The sequence below is a fragment of the Streptosporangium sp. NBC_01469 genome (genome assembly GCF_036227305.1).
GTDB lineage: Bacteria > Actinomycetota > Actinomycetes > Streptosporangiales > Streptosporangiaceae > Streptosporangium.
The window spans coordinates 609,773-633,517 of record NZ_CP109465.1 but is presented as its reverse complement, the minus strand read 5'-3'; the positions used below and the strand labels follow the sequence as shown (position 1 = coordinate 633,517).

Genomic DNA, 23,745 nt, shown 5'->3' with positions numbered 1-23,745 from the left:
GTCCTCTCTCAATCTCACAGATTCACCCCTCTACCGGACTGATAAGGACAGAGCCAGGCAAAAACCACGCTGCCGAAATTCACCAGCATGGTGTGGGGTGTCCGCCCGGCGGTTTCGGTGACCTGGAGCCTGATCACCGACCCCTCTCGCATCCAGCCCGCCAGCTCGTCCTCGGTGGGCTCGGGGCCGTGCAGGCGCAGCATCAGGTCGTGGGGCTGCCCGGAGATCCGCAGGTGCAGCTCGCACGTGGGTTCGGTATCCGCCATGTTTCGCCGTCCAGATGCCTGTATGGAGTAGACCCGGCGGAGTTGTCGGCGTCCCATCGAGCGTACTCCTCACGCCGGAGGCCACCCCGGGCGGACGAACGACCACCATGATCGCCGACCTGCCGACCCGTCGAACCAGGACAAGAAGGCCGGCAGGACAGATCGACCACCGGCGCATTGCATTCGTGCACGCGTTACCGCGATCGAGAAATAAACCCCGGAATCGGCTTTCGCGCGTCACGATGGCATTTCCGTGTCATGACAGGCCGATCGCCATCCAATCCGGTGCGATTCGCGTGCCGGGGAAATGGCGCACCGTTCTCGTGCGGACGCGTTCCACCCGGCCGGATCCACCCCGGACACGGCGGTCGCGGGTGCCACCGGATCCCCGGGCGCGTAGGCGTTCGAGGCGCGAGCTGCTCGTACGACGTCGTCCCCGACGTCCGCGCTCGCATGCTTTGAAGCACCTTGCCCCGATCATCGACTTAGTGACGGGAAATGCATGACAAATGACTTGTTCTGCTCTGTCATTGAGCGGCCAATGGGCATTGAGGCGTTGATTCTCATGGAAATTTTCGGCAATCCGCGATCTCATATTCCAGCCAGTTCTTTCGGGATCATTTCTGGGAAGAGGAGAGTCATATGACCAATTCGCGAAGAATGACGGCATTCGCGGCCGCGCTCGCGACGGCGGTCAGCCTCGGGACCGCCGGCGCGCAGGCGTCGACGGCGGTCGCGCAACCCTCGACAGCGGCCGCACAGCCCTCGGCGGAGGTCGCGGCTCCGCCGCAGGGGCTCCGGATCACCCGCCTTCTCGGCGAGCAGCGCCTGCCGCACAAGATGCGGTTCCGGGGAACCACCGTCGGCGGCCTCTCCGGTCTCGACCGTGACCCGCGCACCGGCACCTGGTACTTCATCTCAGACGACCGGTGGCGCTACAATCCGGCCCGCTTCTACACCGGCCGTCTCGACATCAACCCGGCCACCGGGGCGTTCACCGGGGTGAACCTCACCGGGGTCACCACCCTGCGGCGTCCCGGCGGGAGCTCCTACCCGGCCTACGGCCGGCCCAGGTCCGCCGATCCCGAGACGATCCGCTACGACCGGTGGAGCCGCAGGCTGCTGTGGGCCAACGAGGGTGACCGGCCGGACACGGAGAATCCCAACATCCCGGTGTCCGACCTGTCCGTAAGCTGGACCGGCACCGAGGGCCGCCACCTGGGGGAGTTGCGGATTCCCGGCAACCTGAAGATGACCGGCACCACCAGCGGCCCCCGGCGCAACTTCGGGTTCGAGGGGCTGACCTCCACGGAGCGGACCATCGCGGCCGTCACGGAGGGCCCGAGGTACGAGGACGGCGCGCCGCCGACCGTCGCCCAGGGCGCCCCGGCCCGCATCACCGTGTGGGGCCGCGACGGCCGGCCGCGCGGCCAGTACGCCTACCCGATCGACAAGCTCCCGGCGGCGCCGATCCCGGCGAACGGCAAGTCCGACAGCGGCGTCTCGGAGATCCTGGCGATCGACGACAACCGCTACCTCGCCCTTGAGCGCTCCTGGATCGAGGGCGTCAACTACAAGGCCAAGCTGTACGAGATCGACCTGCGCGGTGCCACGAACGTGCTGGCCCGCGACAGCCTGGCCACCGGGCGCCCCTACCGCCCGGTTTCCAAGCGTCTCGTCTCCGACCTCAGCACGGTGCGGTCACCGGTACAGAACCTGGAGAGCCTCGCCTGGGGGCCGCGCCTGCGCAGCGGCGAGTGCACGCTGGTGATCGGCTCCGACGACAACTTCGACAGCGACGAGGTCACCCAGTTCCTGGCCTTCGCCGCCCGGGGCTGCTGACGGCCATTGAAATAACACTGAAATAACACGAGATGACCGGTGTCGCCGCTGACCGCGAGGTGACGGCGACCCGATCGAGAAAGAACTCCGGCGTGGCCGGGACCCGCGACAAGGGTCCCGGCCACGCTCGCTGTCCCGCTGTCCCGCTGTCCCGCTGTCCCGTTCTCCTGCTCTCCCGTTGCCACGTTGCCACGGGAAACCTGTCCCGCCGTCACAGGAGATCTGTCCCGCCGTCACGGGAAACGCCGCGATCCAGCACACGACCGGCACACGACCGGGTCCTCCGCCCCCTGTCCCGCGGCCGGTCCCGGCGTCCCACGGGGAGATCGGGAGACGACGACGGTCCGGCTGGTCCCTCCCGCTGTGGGAGGGGCCATGCTGATGACGTGAACGAGGGACACTTGTCGATCGGGCGGTTCGCCCGGCTGTGCCGGCTCAGCGTCAAGCAACTGCGCCACTACGACGAGCTGGGCCTGCTGACCCCGGCGTACGTCGACCCGGACACCGGCTACCGCTACTACCGGCCGGACCAGGCACGCGCCGCGATGCTGATCGGCCTGCTGCGCTCCCTCGACGTCCCCCTGCCCTCGATCGGGCGGGTGTTGTCCGGCGAGGCGGGCGTGCTCGGCGGCGTACGCGACCGCATGGAGGCCGACCTGGCGCGCCGCGAGCGCAATTTCGCCGCGCTGGAGCGCATCCTCTTCGAGGGCCTGCCCCGGCCGGAGGTGACCGTCGTCCGCGAGCCCGCCCGGAGGGTGGTCGTCGTACGGGACACCGCGCCGCAGGAGCGGATCGGTCCCGTCACCTCGGCGTGCGTGGCCCGGTTGCTCGCGGCGGCGGGCGCGCCGGACGGGCTGCTGGTCGGCCTGTTCCCCCTCGACCTCGAGGAAGAGGTGGCCGTGGCCGTCGCGCTGGAGACGTCCGGGGACGTCCCGGGGACCTCCCCGGACGTCCTGCCGGGCGGCCGGTACGCCTCGGCGACCCACATCGGGGCGTACGACCAGATCTCGCTCACCGTGCACGCGCTGCTCGCCTGGGCGGGCGAGCGCGGGCACACGCCCCTCGGCCCGCTGCGCGAGGTCTACGTCTCCAACCCCGCCACCACGCCACAGGACCGGCTGGTGACGCATCTGATGATCAAACTGGAGGACCAGGAATGAACGCGGCCGCCGACGACCCCGAAGTGGTCGAGGTCGGCCTCGCGCGCACCGGACGGGGGCGCCGGGCGGGCCCGCCTACCCGACGAGCATGGGAGCCCTGTAGGCCGTCGCCGGAGCGCTCCTCGGCATCGTGGCCCGTCACGGGCAGGTGTTCGAGATGCCCGTCCTCGAAGGTGCGGCCCTCGCCCGCTACCACCGTGGCGGGAGAGGTGGAAGCCCGCGCGGCATTACGTCAGTCCCAAACTGTCAAAAACGCCCGTATTAAAACCCCAAGAGGACTCATCGGGATTCACCGGGCCGTGCTTTCGAAAGCCGTCTGACCGGGGTTGTTCCGGCTCCGGCGAGCCTTGATGGACACTTCCCGGCGCCCGTCCGTGGCTGGCCAAAAATATGTAAATTCTTGGATTCGCCGGAGCCGTCGATACGCCTCTCGTCATAGCTCCAGGCTGCTGGCTATCTGTCCGTTTCTTCGGTTTTCGTCTAGTCGATCTATGTCCGACGCTAGAACTTTGTTCGCGTAATGACAAATTTAATGATTTGGCTATACGATCGCCGTTCGTGGTTGGAGTTGATCTTTCAGGAACCCGATTGGCCAACGATCTGTTCTTTGTCATGCATGACAACGCGACCGGCCGGATGAGGCTTCATGCCCGCCTGACCGGTCTGGGGCTGGCCGCCGCCGTCCTGGGAGAACTGATGCTCGCCGGGCGGATAACCGTGGGATTGGCGGCGGGACAGATACGGCTCGTCGCACTCGACGCGGCGCCGCCCGAAGACGCGCTCGCCAGGACCGCCCTGGACCACATCGTCGCCGAACCCTCGCATCGCTTCCGGACCTGGCTGCAGTTCCTCGCCCGTACGGCACTCACCGACGTGGCGGCCCGGATGACCGCGGACGGGCTGCTGCGCCCGCCCGGCAGGCGTCCGTCGCGGAGGCGGGTGCCGGTCGACGTGAACATCGCGGCGTGGCCCGGCGGACGCGTCAACCTGGCGATCCAGCGCCGTGAGCCACTCAACGTCCAGGACCGCGTCCTGCTGGGGCTGCTCGTCGCGACCGGCGGCAACCAGCTCGTCCTGTGGGAGCAGAACCCGAGATATCTCTCCGACACGATCGCCACCCTTCCGGCGCCGCTCCAGGAACTGATCGCCCAGACCGAGGCTGCCGTAGGTGACTCCGTCATCAGCCGCCGGTGAACCCACCCCCCTCATCTCAAGGATCCCCCCATGCCCGTGACAGAACGAAGGGTCAGCGCCGTTTCCGAGGCGCTCGCCCAGGACCGCCTCGGTGTGCCGTCGGTGGTGTTCTTCGTCATCTCGGCGGCGGCACCGCTGACCGTCATCGGTGGCTCGGTGACCGCCGCCTACGCCGCGACCGGCGTGACCGGCGTGCCGCTCGCCTTCATCCTGCTCGGGGCCATCCTGGGCCTGTTCGCCGTCGGCTACGTGACGATGGCCCGCCACGTCGTCAACGCCGGGGCGTTCTACGCGTACACCGCGAAAGGCCTCGGCAGGCCGGTGGGGGTGGCGACCGCGTGGGTCGCGTTGCTGGCCTACAACGCGCTCCAGGTGGGTCTCTACGGCATGATCGGTGCGGCCGCCCAGCCGCTGATCGCCGACTGGTTGGGAAGCTCCCCGCCCTGGTGGGTCATCGGGCTGGTCGCCTGGGCGCTGACCGGGGTGCTCGGCCTGATGCGGGTCGACGTGAACGGTAAGGTCCTGTCGGTCCTGCTGCTGACGGAGATAGCCGTCGTCGTCGTGTTCGACATCGCGGACCTGATCAACCCGGCGGCCTCGGGCTACAGCCTCGACGTCTTCGCCCCGTCGAACCTCTTCGTCCCCGGGATCGGCGCGGTGGTCGCGATCTGCATCGCGTCCTTCGCCGGATTCGAGTCGTCGGTGGTGTTCTCCGAGGAGACCAAGGACCCGAGGCGTACGGTGCCGATCGCGACCTACATCGCGCTCGCCGTCATCTCCGGCCTCTACGCCCTCTCGTCCTGGGCGATGACCGTGCCGATCGGCTCGGACAAGATCGTCGAGACCTCGCGCGAGCAGAGTTCGGCCCTCCTGTTCAACCTGGCCGGGCAGCACCTGGGGGCGACCATCGCCACCATCGGCTCCCTCCTGTTCGTGACGAGCCTCTTCGCCGCGCTGATCGCCTTCCACAACACGATCTCCCGCTACGTCTTCGCCCTCGGCAGGGAGAGGGTCCTGCCCGCGGCCTTCGGCCGTACCTCCCCCCGGACCGGTGCCCCGGTCAACGGCTCGGTGGCGCAGAGTGTCATCGGGCTGGTCACGATCGTCATATACGCGATCTTCGGCCTGGACCCGGTCGTCCAGCTGTTCTTCACCGTCGGGTCGTTCGGCGGCCTGGGACTGCTCATGATGCTGGCGGCCACCTCGCTCTCCGTGCTGGTCTTCTTCGCCAAGAACCCCAATGGGGAGAACGCCTGGCGGACCAAGATCGCCCCGGGTATCTCCTCGGTCCTGCTGGTCGTGGTCATCGTGCTCGTCATGGCCAACTTCGACATCGTGCTCGGCGTGGCCCCCGACTCCCCGCTCCGCTGGATCATGCCCGCCGTCTACTTCGTCGCCGCGGGCTTCGGCGTCATGTGGGGACTCAGCCTGCGGGCCAGACGGCCGAAGGTGTACGCCAACATCGGGCTGGGCGCCCAGGCGGCTGTGGGAGGGACCGAATGACCGAGATCATTCGTGTTCGGAACGCCCCCGGAGCCGCCGACGCCATCGGCGCGATCATCGCCACCTCCTTCCACGAGCAGGAGATCTCGGCCTGGATGATCCCGCCGGACGACGACCGCCGCCAGGTGATGCCCCCCTTCTTCTCCATGATCACCGAGAGCGCCCTCATCCACGGCGAGGTTTACGCGACGGCCGACATGTCGGCCGTGGCCGTGTGGTTCCACAAGGGCGTCGAGCCGCTCCCCGAGATCCCGGACCGGGCCGCCCGGGTGGAGGCGTTCGCCGGCCCGCACGTGGAGCGCATCGAGCGGATGGGGGAGGAGATGGACAAGCGCCACCCCCACGACCCGCACCACTACCTGGCGTTCCTCGCCGTGCTCCCCGGACACCAGGGGCGGAGGACGGGGACCCGGCTGCTTGAGGAGTACCACCGCGGACTCGACGAGGCGGGGATACCCGCGTACCTGGAGGCCAGCAGCACCCGCAGCCGCAGGCTCTACCTGCGCCACGGCTATCAGGACCTCGGCGACCCGATGTTCATGCCCGACGGCCCGCCGATGCTCCCGATGTGGCGCCCGCCGAACCCCTGACCGGCAGCACCCCGATGAGGGGAGCCTTCGCCTCCGCCCCTGCCCCCCCTTCTGCCCCCGCCTCCGCCCCCGTCGCGGGTCGGGGGCGGAGGCGGTTCGGGCCCCGGTGTTCTCGCGGCCCGCACAGTTCTCCCCGGCCCGCACGGTTCTCCCCGGCCCTCGCGGCCCATGGGGTCCGGGCCACCGTGACGCGCGGAACGCGTGGCCGAGCTGAGCCGATTGCTCATCTACCCGGCATCGGCGAGCCACTCCTTCATCAACTCGATGTCATGCGAGGCTGTCAAGTTCGGATCGTAGGACGCTCTCCACACCGAGGAGACTCATGTTCCGACGACTCGGCCTCACTGTCACGACCACACTGACGATCCTGGCGGCGGTCGTCTTCCCCGCGACCGCCGCGGCGCCGTCGACTCCTGTCAACGTCGCCCACCGCGGGGCGTCCGCGTACGCGCCGGAGAACACCGTCGCCGCCTTCGAACTGGCGGACGAGCAACGCGCCGACATGTTCGAGCTCGATGTCCAGGAGACGAAGGACCACAAGCTGGTCCTGATGCACGACACGACGCTGGCCCGTACCACCGACGTCGAAAGGGTCTTCCCCGGCCGGGCCCCATGGCGGGTCGGTGACCTCACGCTCGCGGAGATCCGCAGGTTGGACGCGGGCTCGTGGTTCGCCTCGAAGTACGGGGGCGAACCGGTGCCCACGCTCGGAGAAACGCTGCGCGCGATGGGCGGACGCCGCCTCGGCCTGCTGCTGGAGATCAAGGCGCCACGGCTCTACCCGGGCATCGAGGCCCGCGTCGCCGACGAACTGCGCCGCCACCCCTCGTGGCTGGTGCCCGGCAGACTCGTCGTGCAGTCGTTCGACTGGGACTCGATGCGCACGTTCCACCAGATCATGCCCGAGGTCCCGATCGGTCTGATCGGCACGCCGGAGGTCGCCGAGCTCCCGGGACTGGCGAGGTTCGCGGACCAGATCAACCCGCCGTACAACACCCTCACCCCGGCGTACGTCCGGAGCGTCCACAGCCACCGCATGGAGGTCCTGACCTGGACCGTGGACGATCCGGCGGTCATGCGACGCATGATCTCCCACGGGGTGGACGGCATCATCACCAACAGGCCCGACCTGATGCGCTGACCTCCCCTGCGAGAGGGGACGTCGACCGGGAGATGTCCCTCACTGTTCATCCCGGCCATGTGACGACGGCGGGCGAACGGTTGAGAGCATGAGCGGGCGAAAACGGGAAGCCACGACCCTGGAGCACGCACGGTGAGACCGACCAGCCCTGTCGCCGACGTCGCCGACGTTTCCGGCGGCACCTCCCTGCTCCGCGAGTTCCTGCGATCCCCGCTGCTGACCGCCACGGTCGCTCCGAGCTCGCGACGGCTCGGCGCGCAGATGGTCGTGCCGATACCCGAACGCGGAGAACCGACGATCGTGGAGCTGGGGCCGGGCACCGGGGCGTTCACCCAGGTCATCCAGGATCGCCTGGGGGGCAGGGGCCGTCATCTGGCCATCGAGCTCAACCCGCGCCTCGCCGGGCTTCTCGGCCGTCGCTTCCCCGGGGTCGAGGTCGTGCACGCCCACGCGGCCGATCTGCCCCGGTTGATGGCCGAGCGCGGCCTGTCCGCCGACGTCGTGGTCAGCGGGCTGCCCTGGGTGGCGTTCCGGCCGGTGGAGGGCGTGCGGTTGCTGCCGCTGGTGGCCGGCTCGCTGTCCCCCGACGGGGTGTTCACCCAGTTCGCCTACCGCTGGACGCGATGGGCGCCCCCCGCGCGGGAGCACCTCCGTGACCTCCGTACGACGTTCGAGGAGGTCGTGCTCAGCCGGACGGTGTGGCGCAACCTCCCACCCGCCCTGGTGTATCTCGCCCGCCGCCCCCGGTGACGCCGGTCGTGCGGACGGGCCTCCGCGTGCTGTCAGGGATCGAGGTCAGGTACGGGACAGGTGAAGACGGACCTGGGTGCCGGGCTGATCGGTGCGGATCTCCAGCCGGCGTCGCACCCGCTCATCCGCCGGGCCGCCGGCGAAGTACACCACCCGCTCCCGGCGCTCCAACCCCCTGGCGACGAAGGCGGAAGCCACCTCACGCTGCTCGTCCTCATGTGAGAACGCCAGACACAGGTGATCGCCCAGCTTCACGTCCTTGACATGGCGCATCACTTCACCCATCACCAGCTCATAGGAAAAGGTGATTTTTCGGGAATTTTGCTGCTTTCTCCGCGCAAGCCTATACAGGCCACCCCCGCCCGAGGAGAGCCCGTTGGCCGTTGAGGCGGCTGCCCCGACGGTCACCGCGTCCGGCCAGGCCGGCCGGGGCGTTCGCGGCGGCCAGGCCGGGACATGCGCCGACGGAATCATGTTTGGTCCGAGCCGAAGGGCATCGCCGCCCTCGATCTGGGTATCGCGGGGGTCCGCCAACGGTACGCGGCCAGGGGAGGGCTTGGGTGGATCATCACCGGCAGGAGTTGTGGGTACGGGTGACCCATCACGGGCACTGCAGCGTGCTGGAGGCCGGTGGGCACCTGGACTTCATCACCGCGCCCACGCTCACCGGACACGTCGACGCGGTCTGGGAGATGAGTGCCGGTCCCCGCCTGGTGCTGGAACTGTCACGGCTGACCTTCTACGACTCCACCGCCCTGGGAGTCCTGGCCCACACCCGGCAGCGCGTCCAGGACACCACCACCGGCCGGCTCCTGTTCGCGGGCGTCCCCGATGGGCTGCTGCACCTGCTGCGGCGCACCGGCCTGCTGCCCCGCTTCGAGTTGCGCGACAGCGTCGAACAGGCCGTCGCCGACCTGCTCCCCGCGGAGTGAGGTATCGCCCCCGCTCTCCCGAGGATCGAAAATCTATAGTGGTCGAGGTAGACATTCGCATCAGATGGACGTAAGGTTTCTGGCATAGCAAGGAACGGATCCACGAGGGCAGCGCAGAACGGCATGACGACGAGCTGCCCGGACGAACGTGGACAGCGGTAGACGCGGTAAACGGCAGAAGGTCGGATGTGCCAGGGCCGACGCAGGTGAAGGGTCCCGGCCGTGGACGCACTGCCACCGTGATAGATGAGGTCGAGGAAACAGGGACAGCAAAGAGCGAAGGGAGTGTTGAACGCCATCAGGATCGCCCGTCGTCGGCTGACATTCGCCGCACGGGTGCCGCGGCTCCACGGATTGGACGGTGGTCTACGGTCACGCATACGCGATCCCCGCATCCCCGCCCCCATCGGGCGGCCAATGCGGAAGCAGTGAATCGGCCTCAGGGCCGATAGATGGTGTTGAACCTCGTGGGCCCCGGCGCGTAACGCGCCGGGGCCCCTGTCGGCATTTCCGGGAAGGTTATATGGATCAAGGACAGACAGTGTCGGACGCCCGTTCGGGCTCCAGGCCCCCCAAGGCCACCGACAGGGCTCCCGCAGCCGAGAGTCTCCCCGGAGCCTCGGGGACGACGTCCGGTCACCGGTTCGACGACGAGGACTATCCCGCCTACAGCATGGGCCGGGCCGCCGAGATGCTCGGCGTCACCCCGGCGTTCCTGCGCAACCTGGGCACCGCCAAACTGATCGAGCCGCAGCGCTCCGAGGGCGGCCACCGCCGCTACTCGCGCTACCAGCTCCGCCTGGCCGCCCGCGCCCGCGAACTGGTCGACCAGGGCACCGCCCTGGACGCCGCCTGCCGCATCATCATCCTGGAAGACCAGCTAGCTGAGGCCCTGCGCATCAACACCGAACTCCGGCGGGCCCGAGACCGGCAACACCCCGACAGCACCGGCGACCGCCCGGCGTGAGGGGCCCGGCCCTCATATCGGCTTTCCGGCGGTGGCCCCCGTCCGGCAGCGGTGCGGGACGTGGGCTCAGGGGCCGGTGAGGCGGCGGTCTCCACGGGTGGTGACCACGAACACCTGCCAGTTGTAGTAGGCGTAGTAGTTTCTGATGTCCTGCTTGATCTGGCGCGTGTGCAGCAACACCGCGTTGACGTACGCCTGGGAGTGGTTGTAGGCGTACAGCGCGCGCCGGTAGTCGCGCGGTGCCCCCGACGCGCGCAGATAGTTGGCCGCGGCGAGCAGGGAGTCGCGGGTGTCCTGGATGTCACCGCCCATGCCGTAGGCGGCCCACGTTCCCGGCATGAACTGCATGGGGCCCTTGGCGCCCGTGTGGCTCGGTGACCGCACGCGGCCGAACTTGGTCTCGACGAACATCACCGCCGCCAGCACCTCCCACTCCACGCCGAACCGCCGCTCGGCGTGCCGGAAGTGGCCGAGCAGGAAGTCGGCGGGCTTGGCCGGCTGTACACGGAATTTCGCCGCCCCGCTGATGGGCCGGACGAGGGAGCGAAGATCCCGGCCGGCCGTCACGTTGTCCTTCGCCTGCCCGGCCAGGGCCTTCGGCAGCTTGGCGTAGGTGCGGGAGGCGATCTTCGGGTTGAGAACCAGGTAGCGGTAGATGCGCTGCTGGTGCAGGGCCAGCAGCACCACCGGCTCAGGAGGACTTCCCCTGCCGGGATCGCCGTCGCGCCTCCAGGCGTCGATGGCACGCCGGAGCTCCGCGGTGGTCGTGGTCAGGGAACGGGCCAGTCGCGACGGATCGGTGGGGATCGCCGCTTCCGGGGAGGGCAGGGCGGGCACCTGACCCGCGGGCGTCGTCTGGTGCGCGGACTCCTTCGCCGGTGACGTCTCCGACGGCGGTGTCGTCTTCTGGCCGGGGGCCGCCGACGCGGCGGCGCTTTCCGAGGGGGCGCTCTGCGGGGTGGAGCCCCGTGCGGCGCCCTGCGAGGCGGCATCCTGTGCGGCGCCCTGTGCGGCGGAGTCCTGCGAGGCGGCGCTTTGCGAGGTGGCGCAGCCGGAGATCGCGACGACCAGGCCGACGAGCGAGGCGAGTATCGGCCTCCCGCGCGACCGGCCCGTGCGCACGTTCGGCGACCTGCCCCCCGAGGCGTCCGGTCGCGCGGGCGTCATCCGCCCATTCGGCCGGTGGTCACGCTCCGGCCGTGAAACCTCCGCGTGCTGATCGTTCATCGGCCCCAACGTACCCGAGCGACGACCGCTCAGCCCGCTTTCCCACACAACGAGACTCGTCGTACCGAATGGCGCACCCGGTGGAGAGGCCGTGGCCGTCACGCCGGGCCGGCGTGGGATGAACCTCGGGCAGGACGTGCTGTCCGATTCCGGAGGACCCGACCGGCTGATTCGGATGGCTTGAGTTTCCGTGGAGAGCCCGAGAGCCGTACGGCAACGGCCCCGGCGGGTACATCGAAACCCCGCGCCGACGCATCCCCGCTTCGGGGAGCGACGGGTTCTTTCGCATATCGGGAGAGGCGAGCAGGCCGGAAGGGCCGGCCACAATCGTTCCAGACGTGAACCGGGAGATGCCGAACACGGGCGAGTGGCGTAACTCATCGATAAGCGACGTGGTCGGCACGGCTGCTGCCGGAAACTCGCCGAGTATGGCCCGTTTCCCTTTGTCGCGTATTTCCGGAGCGATGTGCCGACCATATCCGCCACGTATATAGCGGTTGTATATTGCCTGGTCAAGATGGGGTTTGGCGTCTTGGGGCCACCCCGTGGACAGCCCTCCCTCTCCCGCTCGTGGTCGGCGGAAACGATCGTCCTGGCTGCGGAGGAGTCGCGACGCGAAACCGGGGGTCGCCCGCCGCCGGTCACCCAGAGATTCGGTAAGACGATATACCGCAGATATACAGGCTCGAAGCATTCTTTCCCCATCCGCTGGAGACGAGGGGGCGACGGTAGGAGATGCAGGAGGGCGACCGGGACTTGCTCCTGACACATCGGTGCCACCGTACCGGGAGAACGGCCGAACGATCACACACCGTCGAGGCCGGTCATCGGGAACGGATCGACGGCCTGCCGACTCTCTCGACTTCTAATGTGCCATCTCTTAAACGTTAGTACGGGAAGGTGGGGGCGTTCTTACATGACACGGCTTTATGAATTGCCCGCCGGTAAGCGTCTCGACTGGCGGGAGGCGGTCGCGCAATCGGTGATCTCCATCGGCGGCCCCGGCCCCGGCCCCGGCCCCGAGGCCGACGACCTCTGGGCCGAGATGAGTCTCGTGGACCTCGGCATCACGCGACTGTCACGGGTGCGATGCACGTCATTCGAGACACGACGCGCCCAGCACCGGATCCGCCAGTCCGGCCCCGGCATGTACCAGCTCTCGCTGACCCTCAGAGCCCGGCCGGGAGCACAGCAGCAAGACCATGAAGCCGACCTCGGGTCGGCGGAACTGCTGCTGTACGACACCTCCCGGCCCTTCCACGCCTGGACGCCGGTCGACGGCCCCGGGGCGCCCATCCCGGGTGGACGTTCGGCGAACCTGGATGACAGCCTGATCCTGCAGTTTCCCTGTGAGGTCCTCCCGGTCCCCCGCGCCGAGGTCGAACGACTCCTGGGGGTACGGCTGCCGGCGCGGGAGGGAGTCGGCGCGCTGCTGTCCGGGCTTCTTCTCCAACTGGTCCAGCAACGTGATCCGTTCCCACCCCAGGAGGCCGTCCGGATCTCCACGGTCATCCTCGACCTCCTCGCGACCCTGCTGACCCAGGACCTCGACGCGCGTGCGGCAACGTCGCCGAACGATCCGCGAGGGCTCATGGTCATGCGCGTCCAGGCGTTCATCGAGCGGAACCTGGGAGCCGCGAACCTGTCCCCTTCGATGATCGCCTCCGCTCACCACCTCTCCACCCGGCACCTGCACAGGCTCTTCGAGGAGCAGGACCTCAGTGTCGGGCGCTGGATCCGGCAGCGCCAGCTCGAACGCTGCCGACGCGACCTGGCCGATCCCGTACTGGACACCCTGCCGGTCCGCGCCGTCGCCGCCCGCTGGGGCTTCGGCAGCGAATCACACTTCAACCGGGCATTCCGCGCCGCCTACGGCATACCCCCCGCGGCCTACCGGCGCAGCCTGCGAGATTCGGCGGACACGGCCACCGCGCACTGGCCGGTCCCGCTCCAAAGGTGTGTACGCGTGAGCTGACCATTCAGGCCTCTCGCCTGGATTCAGCGGATCGCCACTGGCGGTTCCGGCTGGGGCGAGCATCCGTCGTACGGCGGCGACGGGACCGAGGTGATGCGGCTCGATCGGCGCCCACCGCTCATCGGTCGGATCAGGAGGTGAAACCGCCGATCATCCCTGCTCCCCGGCAGGACAGCCTCATGATCACCTCGAGAACGCGAACTGAGGGCCTTTGGTCCTGAGCCGATGCGCCGAACAGCCCTGTTTTTACCGAGGGGGGCGGAGTCATCCTGAGATATGGGGAGAAAGGGATGGCTGTCCGGGGGAGGAGACATGAGGCCGGAGATGAGGAAGATCCTGTTCGGATCAATCCTGGTGACCGTGGCGTCGGTGGGTATCACCGTGGCGGCTGCGATCGAGGATCGAATTCCGTCGGTCCAGCCGTCCTACGCTCCGGCGGACCCGGACAAGCCGTCCTACGCTCCGGCGGACCCGGACAAGCAGTCAACGGGCTGGGTGGACAACATGGACTCGAACAGTGAGTTCGACTACCTGGCGCAGATGATCGCTCATGATCGGGAGACCGTCGCCGCCGCGATGCAGCTTCGGCGTTCCAGCGCACCGGAAATGCGCCGATTGGGCGAGAGGGTCGTGGCCACGCAGACCGCTGAGATCGCGACGATGAAGGCGTGGCTGGCCAAGTGGTACCCGGGGCGCTCCACGATGGTCGGCTATCAGCCGATGATGCGTGATCTGTCGAAGCTGTCGGGTGACACGCTGAACAAGACGTTCTTGAAAGGCATGATCCCGCACCACAAGGTGGCGGTGATGATGTCCCAGCGACTGATCAGACACGGGTCCCTGCGGCACAAGGGGGTCGCGGTGTTCGCCCGCAAGGTGCGAGACACCAAGCATGCCGAGATATCCCAGATGCAGCGTCAGCTGGCGACCGAGTCGAAGGAGAGACCTGCCGGTGAGCCAAAGGAGAGGCCTACCGGCCTGATCATGCCGGTCACGCAAGCCGTGGCCTAGGCATGGCGGTCTCCCAGCCGGTGAGAGACGGTCAGTCGTCACCGCCGCCCGCTCCGTGGCGCTCGCCCGGTGTCCTGTGCCGGAAATCCGTCGATGACGTTGGATGATGTCGGTGAAGCCCTGGTCGAGCGCTGGGACGACGCGGCGGTAGGTCCTTGAGAGCGCGGTCCTGAGAGCGCGGCGTCTCCACGCGTGAGTGGAGGATGTCGGGGGCGTCCACCACCCGGACGGCGGCGCACCGGAGCACGGCTCCGTCCGCCTTGCCGTCCGGTGGGTCAGGGGGCGGGACCCTGTCGGCGTATACGCCACGTCCGAGGTCCTTGACAGGGCCAAGTCCAGCACGGTAAAAAACCATCTAGTTATAGAACTGGAAGGTAATTAAAGTGGCTGCCGACGTTCTCGACGCGACGTTCGCCGCGCTGGCCGACCCGACCCGGCGAGCGATTCTGGCCCGGCTGATGGAGGGCGAGGCCACGGTGACCGAGCTGGCCGCGCCGTTCGCGATGAGCCAGCCGGCCATCTCCAAGCACCTGCGGGTACTGGAGCGCGCCGGGCTGATCTCTCGCGGACGCGACGCGCAGCGCAGGCCCCGCAGGCTGGAGGCCGGCCCGCTCAGGGACGCCATGGACTGGCTGGCGAACTACCGCTCCTACTGGGAGGAGAGCTACCAGAGGCTGGACGACCTGCTCGGTGAGCTTGGGACCGGCGAAGCGAACCCCGCCGAACGGGAGCCCCCCTGGCCCGGTGGAGCGAACCCCGCCGAACGGGAGAGCCCGTGATGTCACGGCAGGAGCAGGCCGAAGGTCTGACGGTGCGGGCGGTGTCCGACACCGACCTCGTGCTCACCAGGACGTTCGCCGCGCCCCGGCGGCTCGTTTTCGACGCGTTCACCCGGCCCGAGCTGCTCCGGCGATGGCACGGCGCGCGCGGCTGGCACCTCGTCGTCTGTGAGATCGACCTGCGTCCAGGCGGTGTCTGGCGCTTCGTGTCGCGCGGGCCGGAGGGTGCCGAACTGGGCCACGGCGGGGTGTTCCACGAGGTCGCCGCGCCCGGACGGCTGGTCCAGAGCGAGGTCCACGACGGCTGGGAGGAAGGGGAGGCCCTCGTCACCACCGTTTTCGATGAGCGGGACGGCCGGACCGCGATGACCACCACGGTGCGTTACCCCTCACGGGAGGCCCGCGACGGCGTGCTCCGTACCCCCATGAAACGCGGCGCGGGCGAGGCGTACGACCGTCTCGCCGAGATGCTCAACGAGACGACGTGAACGGCGAGCCGCAATGGCCGACCGTGAACGGCGAGTTGTAACGGCCGACCGTGAACGGCGAGCCGCAATGACCGACTTGAAAGGCGAACTGTGATGACCGACGCCCAGCCCACGCAGACCGAGATCCCGGCCGACATCGCCGATATCCCGACCGACCTCACCGCACCGCCCGTCCCTCCCGGCACGTTTCTCCTCGAACTCGTCCCGGTGCCCGTCAAGGACATCGACCGGGCCAAAGCCTTCTACGCCGACCGCCTCGGCTTCCAGGTGGACGTCGACGTGCGGCCCGCGGAGGGGGTGCGAATCGTCCAGCTCACCCCGCCGGGCTCGGCCTGCTCGATCACCCTGACCGAGGGCGTCCCGTCCCTCGACATGCCGGTCGGCACGCTGCGCGGCCTGCACCTGGTGGTGAGCGACATCGAGGAGGCCCGTACGGCACTCCTCGACCGCGGTGCGGACGTGGGGCCCGTTGAGGACCTGGGCGGTGTCTACTACGCCGCCTTCGCCGACCCGGACGGCAACACCTGGACCCTCCAGCACATGCCCTGGCGTGCCTAGGGACGCCTTCGACGGCAAGCCCGTGTCCAGAGCCAGGACCAAGCAGCCCCTTCGAGGCTTCGCGGCCCATGGCAGGGTTTTTCCACATCGGCTGTTGCTCGCGCGCCCGCCGCTGGACGCCGACGAGGAACGCAAGATCCGTAAGCTGGCTGGAGCGCGGCACGCCCCAGGCGATTGGACCGTGCGGGCGCGGGTGATCGTACTCGGGCGAACACTGTCGGCGTATCACCCGCCGTTGCGGCAAGGAACGCGCGATCGTCGCGGTGGTCTTTCCTTGCCGGCCATCGTCTGGCATCTGCTGTCAAACCCCGATGTCCACCTCATCGACCCCGGCGCAGGTTGGCCGCAGCCAGTGGATCACTTCGTTGCAAGCTCCTGCGGGCTCCACCGGGGGCACCGTTCTCCGCAGGCCTGCCGTACCAGGCCATCAGGATGAAAAACCTCAGCGAGGTGCCGTAGCCTTCGGGTCTCTAAGGATGAGCACATCGTTCCTGGCCAGCGTTGCCGCGTGGCTGCGGGCCTCGCGCCCGTTCATCGCGAGCACCAATGACCAATTGGCTGTCGTCGTTCCTGCGGAGGACGCCGATAGCACCACGGCTCGGAGCTCTCTCGGCGGATACCCTTTCTCGATCAGCAACACGAGGACCGGATCCCCGCTCCGTAATGCCCCGCCCAGGACGTCGCCACGGGTCACGTCGAGTCCGACCACCCTGAGGTCACCGCTTACCAATCCTCGAATGCTAGGCGATAGATCGGCATTCAGCAGGGGCTCCCCCTTCTCGATTGCCTTAAGCGTGATACGTCCATCGACTGGCAGTGTGGCGTAGTCGTTCTCACCCAGCGCTGCCCGTGTGTCCATCGTCAGGTCATTCAGTGTCACCTCGTGGTAAGCAGGGAGATCCGACGCGACTATGAACACGGGCACCTGACGATTGGTTACCAGGCTCCACACAGCTGCAATAACCGCGCCGGTTACGGCAACGGCGAGAATGAATCCGGAGAACGGCCCGCGAACTGTTCGGGGGCGCTGGGACGAGGGGCCGTCCTCCGTGAGGATTTGACCCGAGCTTCCTCTACCGTTGGGTGACGCGCCGGAGTTGGGCGGCGGCTCCGGAGCGCTCGAGGTGTTGGACACCAGCACCCGAGGTTCATCTGCGCGGGGAGGTGGCGAATCCCCCGGTGGAGCAGAAACCGCTGCGTGTTCATCGCCGTCGCCCGGGTCCTCAGGTGGATATCTGGCCGGATCAGAGATCATTGCTCGTCGTCCGTCCTGCCATGCTCACTGGTAACGATTCGTATCCGCAGTTCGTTACCCGCATCTGGTTCGTAACGCCAGCCGGGACTCGCGCCTTCCAGGATGAAACGATCCAGGTCTTCCCATCGTGCGCGTTCCGCGAGGAGGGTGTCGGGCTGCGGCAACCTGAGCTGCTCGAGCAGTTTGAGTCGGTGCACCTCAAACGCCGCCCGTAAGTGTTCGCCGTACTCTGCCGCCGCGGGAATGGCGGACAGATATGCCCAGTAGGCAAGTACGAGTCCCAGGGCGAACAGCAGAATAGACAGAGGCATTGAAGTGCCGAGCAGGACCGCAAGAACCGGATTGAGTGCCGCGAACGCCACCAGCCACAGGCACAGAACGAGGAGGAACTCCATGGTGGCGCGAGCGTCTTCCACGTCCTCGGCGGTTTCCCTCGGCAATACCTTATGCAGACGCGGCCACACTGTGATCAGGCTGATACCGTACCGGCGTATTGGGTAGAATTCTGCGGCGCGTAACACGTTGCCCAGCCGAGTTGGCAACACACCGGTTTCGGGATAGGCCCAGTAACGCAGTTCGCTCGCGCTCATGCGATCACGCTCTCGTTCGACCAGGTCGACGAGCTCAGCAGACCGAGCACTGTGCCACCGCACCCCTATGCTCTCAAGCCAGGGGAAGCGTGCCACGGGATAACCTTCGAAGAGCCGGATGATGTTCCGCCACTGGCTCGCCACGATCGCCGCACTGAACCAGCAGAATGTGAAATAGCCGATCACGGCCAGGAACTTGAAGGTGAGCGTCTGCCCTTCCCACGCCGCGAGCCCTCTTTCGAGGTTGCCGCCTTGCAAGAGGCAAGGAGCGAGCGTAACAGGGAGAAAAAGCAGCACCGGGAGAAAGGCATTGCGTAGAAAACGCCGCTCGAGGACCGAAGCGGCCCGGTCGAACAGACTGTCGATCATATGGGGGAGTATTCCAGCACTACAAGCTCGTGGTAACCATCACGACACTTGGGCTTGTGGCTGTGCCAGTTCGATTCCGGATCCACCCAGCGACACGTCGGGCAGCGCAACCTGACCTTCACCTGCTTGGGCACGTGCCCCATAGGACATGACACTCCCAGGCTGCGGCGCTCTTCCACCTCTCCATGGCTAGAACACACCACGTAGTAGATGAGGCCTTCCCCGTCCGGGATATTGCCGGCGAGCCGAACACTGCCAGGACTCATCGCCTCCCCCTTCAGGGCAGAGACGCCGGTTTTACGGCCAGCAACCGGTCCTGATGCGAACTGTGATTGGAAAGAGTGCTCCTGTCAATGAATGTGTCGTCTGGGCTCGGCGTGACAGCGTTGACGCGCACAGCCGAGAGGCGCATGTCGCTCCAAGCCGCCGGTCAGCGACTGCAGAGACTGGCCGCCCTTGGCCGCGGCGTATGGTGCGGAAATCCCAGGATGCCGGTCTAGCGCCCCGTTCCTCAAAGCAGATGGACGAACTTGCGGCGCGGGGTTCGAGGCTGTGGGCGTGGCGTTCGAACTGGCCGGTCCCGCGACCGGTTTCAAGGACGGGCTGTGTGTACGGCGTTCGCCGCCTGCACCGTCGCCCGCGACGAATCCGCGGCGGAGAAGGTCGTCGGGCAGATCCGTGAGGGGGGGCGGCCGGGCCTTCGCGATCCAGGCGGAACTGGGCGTGCACGGCGACGCGACCGCGCTCTGGACCGCCTTCGACGCGCGGATCGGACGGCACGCGCCCGGCGGAGGCGTCGACATCATCGTGAACAACGCCGGCATCGGCCGCAGCACGAATCTGGCCGCGCTCACCGAGGAGGGTTTCGACGAGGTCTTCGCGGTGAACGTCCGGGGACCGTTCTTCGTCGTGAAGGAGGGGCTGGAGCGGCTGCGGGACGGCGGGCGGATCGTGAACATCTCCAGCGGCGCGGCCCGTCTCGCCATGCCGGAGATCATCGCCTACGGTTCCACCAAAGGCGCCCTGGACACCTTCACCCTCAACCTGGCCAAGGAACTGGGCCCGCGGGGCATCACGGCGAACTCGGTGGCCCCCGGCATCGTCGACACCGACGTCAACGCGGGATGGCTGCGCGGCAACGCGCGGGCCGAAGCCCACGCCGCGTCGCTGGCCGCGCTGGGCCGGGTCGGGCGGCCGGAGGACATCGCCGACATCGTGGCGTTCCTCGCCTCCGACGACGCCCGCTGGGTGACCGGAAGGGTGATCGACGCGACCGGCGGCGCCGGACTGTGACGCCGGCGGCTACGGGACCACGGGCCCGTCTGCGGGGCTGTCAGGGCGCTCGGGGGGCTCGGGAAGGACAGCCGGGCGGGGTGGTAGGCCCAGGGAGGTGATGCGCTGCGCCAGGGCCTCACGCTGCACGCGGATCTCCTGGCCGTCGTCGTGGCCGGCCAGGGTGGTGGCGTGGACCTCGGCGATGACGTGGGAGGGCGGGACGTTGAGCACCGCGGCGGCGGTGGCGACGCTGACGGTGGGCTCCTCGGGCAGCATCGCCAGCCGGTCGGCGATGACGTTCTCGCGGAATATGGAGGCGAACCACACGGTGGTGGCGTCACCGATGCCGAGGTGGAAGACGAGGCCTTCGCGTTCCAGGTCCCGCAGGAGGCGGTCGGTGTCACTGGGCGCGCTCATACGGCGTTCTCCCTTATGTTGATGATGGTGGTCAGGTCGACGAAGCAGGGGGGGCGCCCGGCCGGGCCGCCTTTCTTGTCGCTGCCGGGGTGAGCCGCGGGTTTTTCGCGCGCTGTGGTGTGCGTGTCGTTCATACGGCGATCGGTCATTTATTGTCCTGGCAGCGGATCAGTCCCGCTTCGCGCGGATGGCGAAGCATGTTCACCGGCACTCCGGCGGGGGTGCGGTTGAACGCGTCGAGCTGGTCGAGCTGCCGGCGGGTGATGCCGTCAGGCGCCGATGCCGGCACGGTGACGATCGGGTGTTCGGTGCGCAGGAGTGCGGCCGGTCGGCTGCGGGGCGGTTCTTCCTCGTTCGGCGCGCAGGCATCGGGCACGATGTCGGGGCGCTCGGAGGTGGTGCGGGACAGGCATCGCGGCCACCATGCCCGGCGTCGTGGGACGGTCGGCTTGGGATTGACCACGTGGGCGAGGGCCCAGTCGGGCATCTCCGCACACGGCTTGCCGGTCCGCCGCGGGCGGGGCGGGGCTTGCTGCCCGGCGGTGTGGTCGGCGTCCTGGAGGCGGTAGTCGACCGGCGCCCGGGAGGGGCCGAGGGCGCTCACCCACGCCACCGCACTCACCCCCCCGCATCCGCCCAGCTCAGTGCCGGTCTTTCGGCCGAAGGCCGCCCGTATTGAGAGATACCCTTGTCCAAGATCCTTTTCTGTGATCTTTGTGCTGTAACGATGAGTCTGACAAATGGTTCATATGATGTCTATGGGTTGTCCTGCTGCAATGGCGGCCACTTGATCGTTTAGTGCTGTTTTCGCACTCTTGGCCACCGGCTGTTGTCATGATCCTTGTCATGTTCCGATGTCGGGATGACCGCCTCCGCCGTGGCGGACGAGTCGATCCGGTATTTCACGCCGACGTCGGCTGACCTGGCGTTCGTCGATCCAGGTCGTGGGTGGCGCTCAGTGGGCCGGCTGGGCGTGCCGGTGGCTCCGTACGCTGCCGTGGCTCGGGTTCGTGCCCGACGATGTGGCCTCGGCGCCGCCGGGTTCCCGGCCCAGGTCGCACGCCGCTCGGCGAACCAGGGGCCGGAGCGGCGCGAGGAGCGCAGGTTCCCGATCCCGTCGGCGTTCGTGGCCCGGGCCGCGGTCGACGCCGCCGTGGACACCCCGTTCGGGAAACGGCCCTAGGGGGCGCTGGGGTGCATGCCGCCCTCGGGTATCCGTCCACCAACGGACACGCCTGCTCGGTGTCGTCCGCCCGTACGTCCGCCGGGTGAGGCATGTTTGGTCGTCGGGCGGACGGCACCCGCCGGGCCGGCGACCGAGGCATGTTTGGTCGTCGGGCGGATGACGCCCGCCGGGCCGGCGACCCCCGCGCTCACTGTGCCGGCGCGGTGCTGCGATGCGCCTGCGGGCTGATGCCGTACACCCGCTTGAACGCCGAGCTGAGGGCGAACCCGCTGCCGTAGCCGACCTGCCGGGCGACGGCGTTCAGCGTGGCGTCGGACTGGCGCAGCAGGTCGGCGGCGAGGGCCAGGCGCCACTCGGTCAGGTAGGTCATCGGCGGCGTGCCGACGGCGTTGCGGAAGGACTCGGCCAGCGTCGCCCGTGACACGCCGACCTCGGCGGCGACCCGCGCCAGCGTCCAGTCGTTCGCCGGGGCCTCGTGGAACAGGCGCAGCGCCTCGCCGGCCACCGGGTGGGTGTGGGCCCGGTACCAGGCCGGGGCCTCGGTCTCGGGCCGGTCGAACCACACCCGCAGCACCGAGATGAGCAGCAGGTCGAGCAGGCGGTCGAGCACGACACCCTGGGCCGGCCCCTGTTTGGTGACCTCACTGGCCAGCACCGGGATGAGCGTCGAGTCCCACGTGTCCGCGGACACGACCAGCAGCGGCGGCAGCACGTCGAGCAGGCGCTGGCCGACGGCGCCGACCTCCTCGTACACGCCGAGCAGCATCTGCACCGACCCGTCGGGGGCGCTGCCCCACGTGCGCACCCCCAGTGCCATTTGCTCGCGCAGCTCGACGCCCTCGAGCGTGAGGCACTGCTGGCCGGGGTGCACGATGACCTGCGGCGGGGTCGCCGGGTCGTCGCTCATCATGTAGGGGTCCGGCCCGCGGACGATGGCGACGTCGCCCGGGCGCAGCCGCACCGGTTTGCCGTGGTCGGGCTCGAAGTACGCTTCGCCGCTGAGCATGACGGCGAGGCACAGCGGCGACCCATCCTGGACCCGGATCGACCATGGGGGGTCCAGTACGATGCGGAGGAGGAAGGCACCGCTGGCCCGCGGTCCCTCGAGTAACCCTGCGAGTGAGTCCACCCTTCCGAGTGTAGACGATCGGATATGCATTCCGGCATCTCGGCCATGGACCATCCAGATGCGTGGCGTTCAAACTGAAGCCATGACAACAAACGAGCACATCACGTTGGTTCTCGGTGGTACCGGCCGAGTCGGCCGCCGGGTGACCCAGAGGCTGATCGAGCGAGGCGTGAACGTGCGGGTCGGCTCCCGCACCGGCGAGCCCCCGTTCGACTGGGAGGACCCCTCCACCTGGGCCGGTGCCGTCACCGGCGTCAAGTCGGCCTACCTGATGTACTACCCCGAGGTCGAGTGGCCGGGCGCCAGCGACGCCATCGGCGCCGTGGCCCGGCTGGCGGTCGACGCCGGCGTCGACCGCCTGGTTCTCCTGTCCGCCCGTAACCAGGACGAGGCCGTCCGGTGCGAGGAGGCCGTGACGGGCCTCCCGGTCGAGTGGACCATCGTCGCCCCGGCCTCGTTCAACCAGAACTTCGACGAGGGCGTGTTCCTCGAGCCGCTGCGCCACGGCGTGCTGGCCCTGCCCGCCGGCGACAACGCCGACCCGTTCATCGACGCCGACGACATCGCCGACGTCGTGGTGGCGGCCCTCACCGAGGACGGCCACGTGGGCGAGCGCTACGAGCTGACGGGTCCCCGCCTGTGGACCTTCGCCGAAGGCGTCGCCGAGATCGCCCGGGCGACGGGCCGCGAGCTCCGCTACGAGCCGATCACCCGGGAGCAGTTCGCCGACGCCATCGTCAACGACGGTGCCCCGCGCGAGTTCGCCGAGCCGCTGGCCACGCTCATCTCCGAGTTCTTCGACGGCCGGAACAGCTCGCTGGCCGACGGCGTCGAGCGTGCCCTGAACCGGAAGCCCCGCGACTTCGCGGACTGGGTGGCCGAGATCGCCCCCACCGGCGTGTGGAAGGCCATCTAGTCGCAACACCAGTGACCTGGCACCTGTTATCGCAGGTCAGAACCCGTTCCAAGGCCCCACGGGGTGGTGTTTCACGCGCCCTGTGCTGTGCGGTTTGCATGCGCACCAAGGGGCTCTGATGACAGTAGATGTCCGAATACCGCGACTACGACGCAAGCAGGTGCCGCTCAGCTGTTGCGGCACTGGCTGCGGAAACAGCTCAAGTCACTGGCGTTGCGCCTGGAT

Annotated in this window: 26 protein-coding genes; 17 read left to right on the top strand and 9 right to left on the bottom strand. The window is 68.3% G+C overall.

The features are described 5' to 3' along the window. Window positions 1–14 precede the first annotated feature (14 nt). Window positions 15–266 (bottom strand): hypothetical protein, encoded by a 252-nt coding sequence (locus OG587_RS02920; protein WP_329086556.1) that lies wholly within the window; start codon window positions 264–266, stop codon window positions 15–17. Window positions 267–908: 642 nt separating this feature from the next. On the opposite strand from OG587_RS02920, the gene OG587_RS02915 reads away from it, so the two are divergent. The 7 genes from OG587_RS02915 (at window position 909) to OG587_RS02885 (ending at window position 8,446) form a co-directional block, all read left to right on the top strand. Next, entirely contained in the window at window positions 909–2,108 is a 1,200-nt protein-coding gene (locus OG587_RS02915) for an esterase-like activity of phytase family protein (protein WP_329086554.1), read from the top strand. Between the two features lie 386 nt (window positions 2,109–2,494). Next, complete coding sequence (locus OG587_RS02910) at window positions 2,495–3,268, top strand: MerR family transcriptional regulator (protein WP_329086552.1); 774 nt, start codon at window positions 2,495–2,497, stop codon at window positions 3,266–3,268. 558 nt (window positions 3,269–3,826) lie between these two features. After that, window positions 3,827–4,462: a GOLPH3/VPS74 family protein gene (locus OG587_RS02905; protein ID WP_329086551.1), complete on the top strand. Its 636-nt coding sequence runs from the start codon at window positions 3,827–3,829 to the stop codon at window positions 4,460–4,462. A 30-nt stretch (window positions 4,463–4,492) separates the two neighbouring features. Further along, the gene (locus tag OG587_RS02900; protein WP_329086549.1) at window positions 4,493–5,965 is read left to right on the top strand and encodes an APC family permease; all 1,473 of its coding nucleotides are present in this window, start codon (window positions 4,493–4,495) and stop codon (window positions 5,963–5,965) included. Beyond that, window positions 5,962–6,555 (top strand): GNAT family N-acetyltransferase, encoded by a 594-nt coding sequence (locus tag OG587_RS02895; RefSeq protein WP_329086547.1) that lies wholly within the window; start codon window positions 5,962–5,964, stop codon window positions 6,553–6,555. The genes OG587_RS02900 and OG587_RS02895 overlap by 4 nt, the downstream gene beginning before the upstream one ends. 322 nt (window positions 6,556–6,877) lie before the next feature. Continuing rightward, window positions 6,878–7,696 (top strand): glycerophosphodiester phosphodiesterase, encoded by an 819-nt coding sequence (locus OG587_RS02890; RefSeq protein ID WP_329086545.1) that lies wholly within the window; start codon window positions 6,878–6,880, stop codon window positions 7,694–7,696. Between the two features lie 132 nt (window positions 7,697–7,828). Beyond that, entirely contained in the window at window positions 7,829–8,446 is a 618-nt protein-coding gene (locus OG587_RS02885; RefSeq protein WP_329086543.1) for a class I SAM-dependent methyltransferase, read from the top strand. A 45-nt stretch (window positions 8,447–8,491) separates the two neighbouring features. Here OG587_RS02885 and OG587_RS02880 read toward each other — a convergent pair whose 3' ends face one another. Beyond that, window positions 8,492–8,854 (bottom strand): MEDS domain-containing protein, encoded by a 363-nt coding sequence (locus tag OG587_RS02880; RefSeq protein ID WP_329086542.1) that lies wholly within the window; start codon window positions 8,852–8,854, stop codon window positions 8,492–8,494. Window positions 8,855–9,006: 152 nt separating this feature from the next. On the opposite strand from OG587_RS02880, the gene OG587_RS02875 reads away from it, so the two are divergent. Then, on the top strand, window positions 9,007–9,378 hold the full coding sequence (locus OG587_RS02875) for an STAS domain-containing protein (protein WP_329086541.1): 372 nt from the start codon (window positions 9,007–9,009) through the stop codon (window positions 9,376–9,378). A 673-nt stretch (window positions 9,379–10,051) separates the two neighbouring features. After that, window positions 10,052–10,345, top strand: a complete 294-nt coding sequence (locus tag OG587_RS02870; protein WP_329093715.1) for a helix-turn-helix domain-containing protein — start codon at window positions 10,052–10,054, stop codon at window positions 10,343–10,345. Between the two features lie 66 nt (window positions 10,346–10,411). On the opposite strand, the gene OG587_RS02865 is transcribed toward OG587_RS02870, so the two are convergent. Next, complete coding sequence (locus OG587_RS02865) at window positions 10,412–11,512, bottom strand: lytic transglycosylase domain-containing protein (RefSeq protein WP_329086539.1); 1,101 nt, start codon at window positions 11,510–11,512, stop codon at window positions 10,412–10,414. A gap of 976 nt (window positions 11,513–12,488) precedes the next feature. Between OG587_RS02865 and OG587_RS02860 the strand changes: the two genes are divergently transcribed. From OG587_RS02860 to OG587_RS02840, 5 genes are all read left to right on the top strand, one after another. After that, a complete protein-coding gene (locus OG587_RS02860; protein WP_329086538.1) occupies window positions 12,489–13,547 on the top strand; it encodes a helix-turn-helix domain-containing protein in 1,059 nt (352 codons plus the stop codon). A 324-nt stretch (window positions 13,548–13,871) separates the two neighbouring features. Further along, the gene (locus OG587_RS02855; protein ID WP_329086536.1) at window positions 13,872–14,558 is read left to right on the top strand and encodes a DUF305 domain-containing protein; all 687 of its coding nucleotides are present in this window, start codon (window positions 13,872–13,874) and stop codon (window positions 14,556–14,558) included. A gap of 383 nt (window positions 14,559–14,941) precedes the next feature. After that, complete coding sequence (locus tag OG587_RS02850; RefSeq protein ID WP_329086533.1) at window positions 14,942–15,337, top strand: ArsR/SmtB family transcription factor; 396 nt, start codon at window positions 14,942–14,944, stop codon at window positions 15,335–15,337. Continuing rightward, the gene (locus tag OG587_RS02845) at window positions 15,337–15,825 is read left to right on the top strand and encodes an SRPBCC family protein (protein WP_329093713.1); all 489 of its coding nucleotides are present in this window, start codon (window positions 15,337–15,339) and stop codon (window positions 15,823–15,825) included. Before OG587_RS02850 ends, OG587_RS02845 begins: the two co-directional genes overlap by 1 nt. Before the next feature lie 93 nt (window positions 15,826–15,918). Beyond that, window positions 15,919–16,383, top strand: coding sequence for a VOC family protein (locus tag OG587_RS02840; protein ID WP_329086531.1), 465 nt, complete (start codon window positions 15,919–15,921; stop codon window positions 16,381–16,383). 442 nt (window positions 16,384–16,825) lie between these two features. Here OG587_RS02840 and OG587_RS02835 read toward each other — a convergent pair whose 3' ends face one another. Together OG587_RS02835 and OG587_RS02830 are read right to left on the bottom strand one after the other, a co-directional pair. Continuing rightward, window positions 16,826–17,302 carry a hypothetical protein gene (locus OG587_RS02835; RefSeq protein WP_329086529.1) on the bottom strand — a complete coding sequence of 159 codons (477 nt, stop codon included), beginning with the start codon at window positions 17,300–17,302 and terminating at the stop codon, window positions 16,826–16,828. 332 nt (window positions 17,303–17,634) lie between these two features. After that, complete coding sequence (locus OG587_RS02830) at window positions 17,635–18,597, bottom strand: hypothetical protein (protein WP_329086528.1); 963 nt, start codon at window positions 18,595–18,597, stop codon at window positions 17,635–17,637. A gap of 678 nt (window positions 18,598–19,275) precedes the next feature. On the opposite strand from OG587_RS02830, the gene OG587_RS02825 reads away from it, so the two are divergent. Continuing rightward, window positions 19,276–19,890 (top strand): SDR family oxidoreductase, encoded by a 615-nt coding sequence (locus OG587_RS02825; RefSeq protein ID WP_329086526.1) that lies wholly within the window; start codon window positions 19,276–19,278, stop codon window positions 19,888–19,890. A gap of 9 nt (window positions 19,891–19,899) precedes the next feature. Here OG587_RS02825 and OG587_RS02820 read toward each other — a convergent pair whose 3' ends face one another. From OG587_RS02820 to OG587_RS02810, 3 genes are read right to left on the bottom strand one after another with little or no spacing between them, the layout of a single operon-like run. After that, on the bottom strand, window positions 19,900–20,289 hold the full coding sequence (locus OG587_RS02820) for a hypothetical protein (RefSeq protein ID WP_329086524.1): 390 nt from the start codon (window positions 20,287–20,289) through the stop codon (window positions 19,900–19,902). Continuing rightward, a complete protein-coding gene (locus tag OG587_RS02815) occupies window positions 20,286–20,438 on the bottom strand; it encodes a hypothetical protein (protein WP_329086522.1) in 153 nt (50 codons plus the stop codon). Before OG587_RS02815 ends, OG587_RS02820 begins: the two co-directional genes overlap by 4 nt. Beyond that, window positions 20,435–20,911, bottom strand: coding sequence for a hypothetical protein (locus tag OG587_RS02810; RefSeq protein WP_329086521.1), 477 nt, complete (start codon window positions 20,909–20,911; stop codon window positions 20,435–20,437). The genes OG587_RS02815 and OG587_RS02810 overlap by 4 nt, the downstream gene beginning before the upstream one ends. A 240-nt stretch (window positions 20,912–21,151) precedes the next feature. On the opposite strand from OG587_RS02810, the gene OG587_RS02805 reads away from it, so the two are divergent. Continuing rightward, on the top strand, window positions 21,152–21,472 hold the full coding sequence (locus OG587_RS02805; protein ID WP_329086519.1) for a hypothetical protein: 321 nt from the start codon (window positions 21,152–21,154) through the stop codon (window positions 21,470–21,472). A gap of 190 nt (window positions 21,473–21,662) precedes the next feature. Here the strand turns inward: OG587_RS02805 and OG587_RS02800 are convergent, their stop codons facing one another. After that, complete coding sequence (locus OG587_RS02800; RefSeq protein ID WP_443075409.1) at window positions 21,663–22,604, bottom strand: AraC family transcriptional regulator; 942 nt, start codon at window positions 22,602–22,604, stop codon at window positions 21,663–21,665. Between the two features lie 82 nt (window positions 22,605–22,686). Between OG587_RS02800 and OG587_RS02795 the strand changes: the two genes are divergently transcribed. Continuing rightward, window positions 22,687–23,520 carry an NmrA family transcriptional regulator gene (locus OG587_RS02795; RefSeq protein WP_329086515.1) on the top strand — a complete coding sequence of 278 codons (834 nt, stop codon included), beginning with the start codon at window positions 22,687–22,689 and terminating at the stop codon, window positions 23,518–23,520. Window positions 23,521–23,745: the final 225 nt, after the last annotated feature.

Excerpts from the sequence above, each read along its gene's own strand:
- OG587_RS02920 (WP_329086556.1), bottom strand. The coding sequence starts at position 266 with ATGGCGGATACCGAACCCACGTGCGAGCTGCACCTGCGGATCTCCGGG.
- OG587_RS02915 (WP_329086554.1), top strand. The coding sequence starts at position 909 with ATGACCAATTCGCGAAGAATGACGGCATTCGCGGCCGCGCTCGCGACG.
- OG587_RS02900 (WP_329086549.1), top strand. The coding sequence starts at position 4,493 with ATGCCCGTGACAGAACGAAGGGTCAGCGCCGTTTCCGAGGCGCTCGCC.
- OG587_RS02895 (WP_329086547.1), top strand. The coding sequence starts at position 5,962 with ATGACCGAGATCATTCGTGTTCGGAACGCCCCCGGAGCCGCCGACGCC.
- OG587_RS02890 (WP_329086545.1), top strand. The coding sequence starts at position 6,878 with ATGTTCCGACGACTCGGCCTCACTGTCACGACCACACTGACGATCCTG.
- OG587_RS02870 (WP_329093715.1), top strand. The coding sequence starts at position 10,052 with ATGGGCCGGGCCGCCGAGATGCTCGGCGTCACCCCGGCGTTCCTGCGC.
- OG587_RS02865 (WP_329086539.1), bottom strand. The coding sequence starts at position 11,512 with ATGACGCCCGCGCGACCGGACGCCTCGGGGGGCAGGTCGCCGAACGTG.
- OG587_RS02860 (WP_329086538.1), top strand. The coding sequence starts at position 12,489 with ATGACACGGCTTTATGAATTGCCCGCCGGTAAGCGTCTCGACTGGCGG.
- OG587_RS02855 (WP_329086536.1), top strand. The coding sequence starts at position 13,872 with ATGAGGAAGATCCTGTTCGGATCAATCCTGGTGACCGTGGCGTCGGTG.
- OG587_RS02845 (WP_329093713.1), top strand. The coding sequence starts at position 15,337 with ATGTCACGGCAGGAGCAGGCCGAAGGTCTGACGGTGCGGGCGGTGTCC.
- OG587_RS02840 (WP_329086531.1), top strand. The coding sequence starts at position 15,919 with ATGACCGACGCCCAGCCCACGCAGACCGAGATCCCGGCCGACATCGCC.
- OG587_RS02830 (WP_329086528.1), bottom strand. The coding sequence starts at position 18,597 with ATGATCGACAGTCTGTTCGACCGGGCCGCTTCGGTCCTCGAGCGGCGT.
- OG587_RS02820 (WP_329086524.1), bottom strand. The coding sequence starts at position 20,289 with ATGAGCGCGCCCAGTGACACCGACCGCCTCCTGCGGGACCTGGAACGC.
- OG587_RS02815 (WP_329086522.1), bottom strand. The coding sequence starts at position 20,438 with ATGACCGATCGCCGTATGAACGACACGCACACCACAGCGCGCGAAAAA.
- OG587_RS02805 (WP_329086519.1), top strand. The coding sequence starts at position 21,152 with ATGACCGCCTCCGCCGTGGCGGACGAGTCGATCCGGTATTTCACGCCG.
- OG587_RS02795 (WP_329086515.1), top strand. The coding sequence starts at position 22,687 with ATGACAACAAACGAGCACATCACGTTGGTTCTCGGTGGTACCGGCCGA.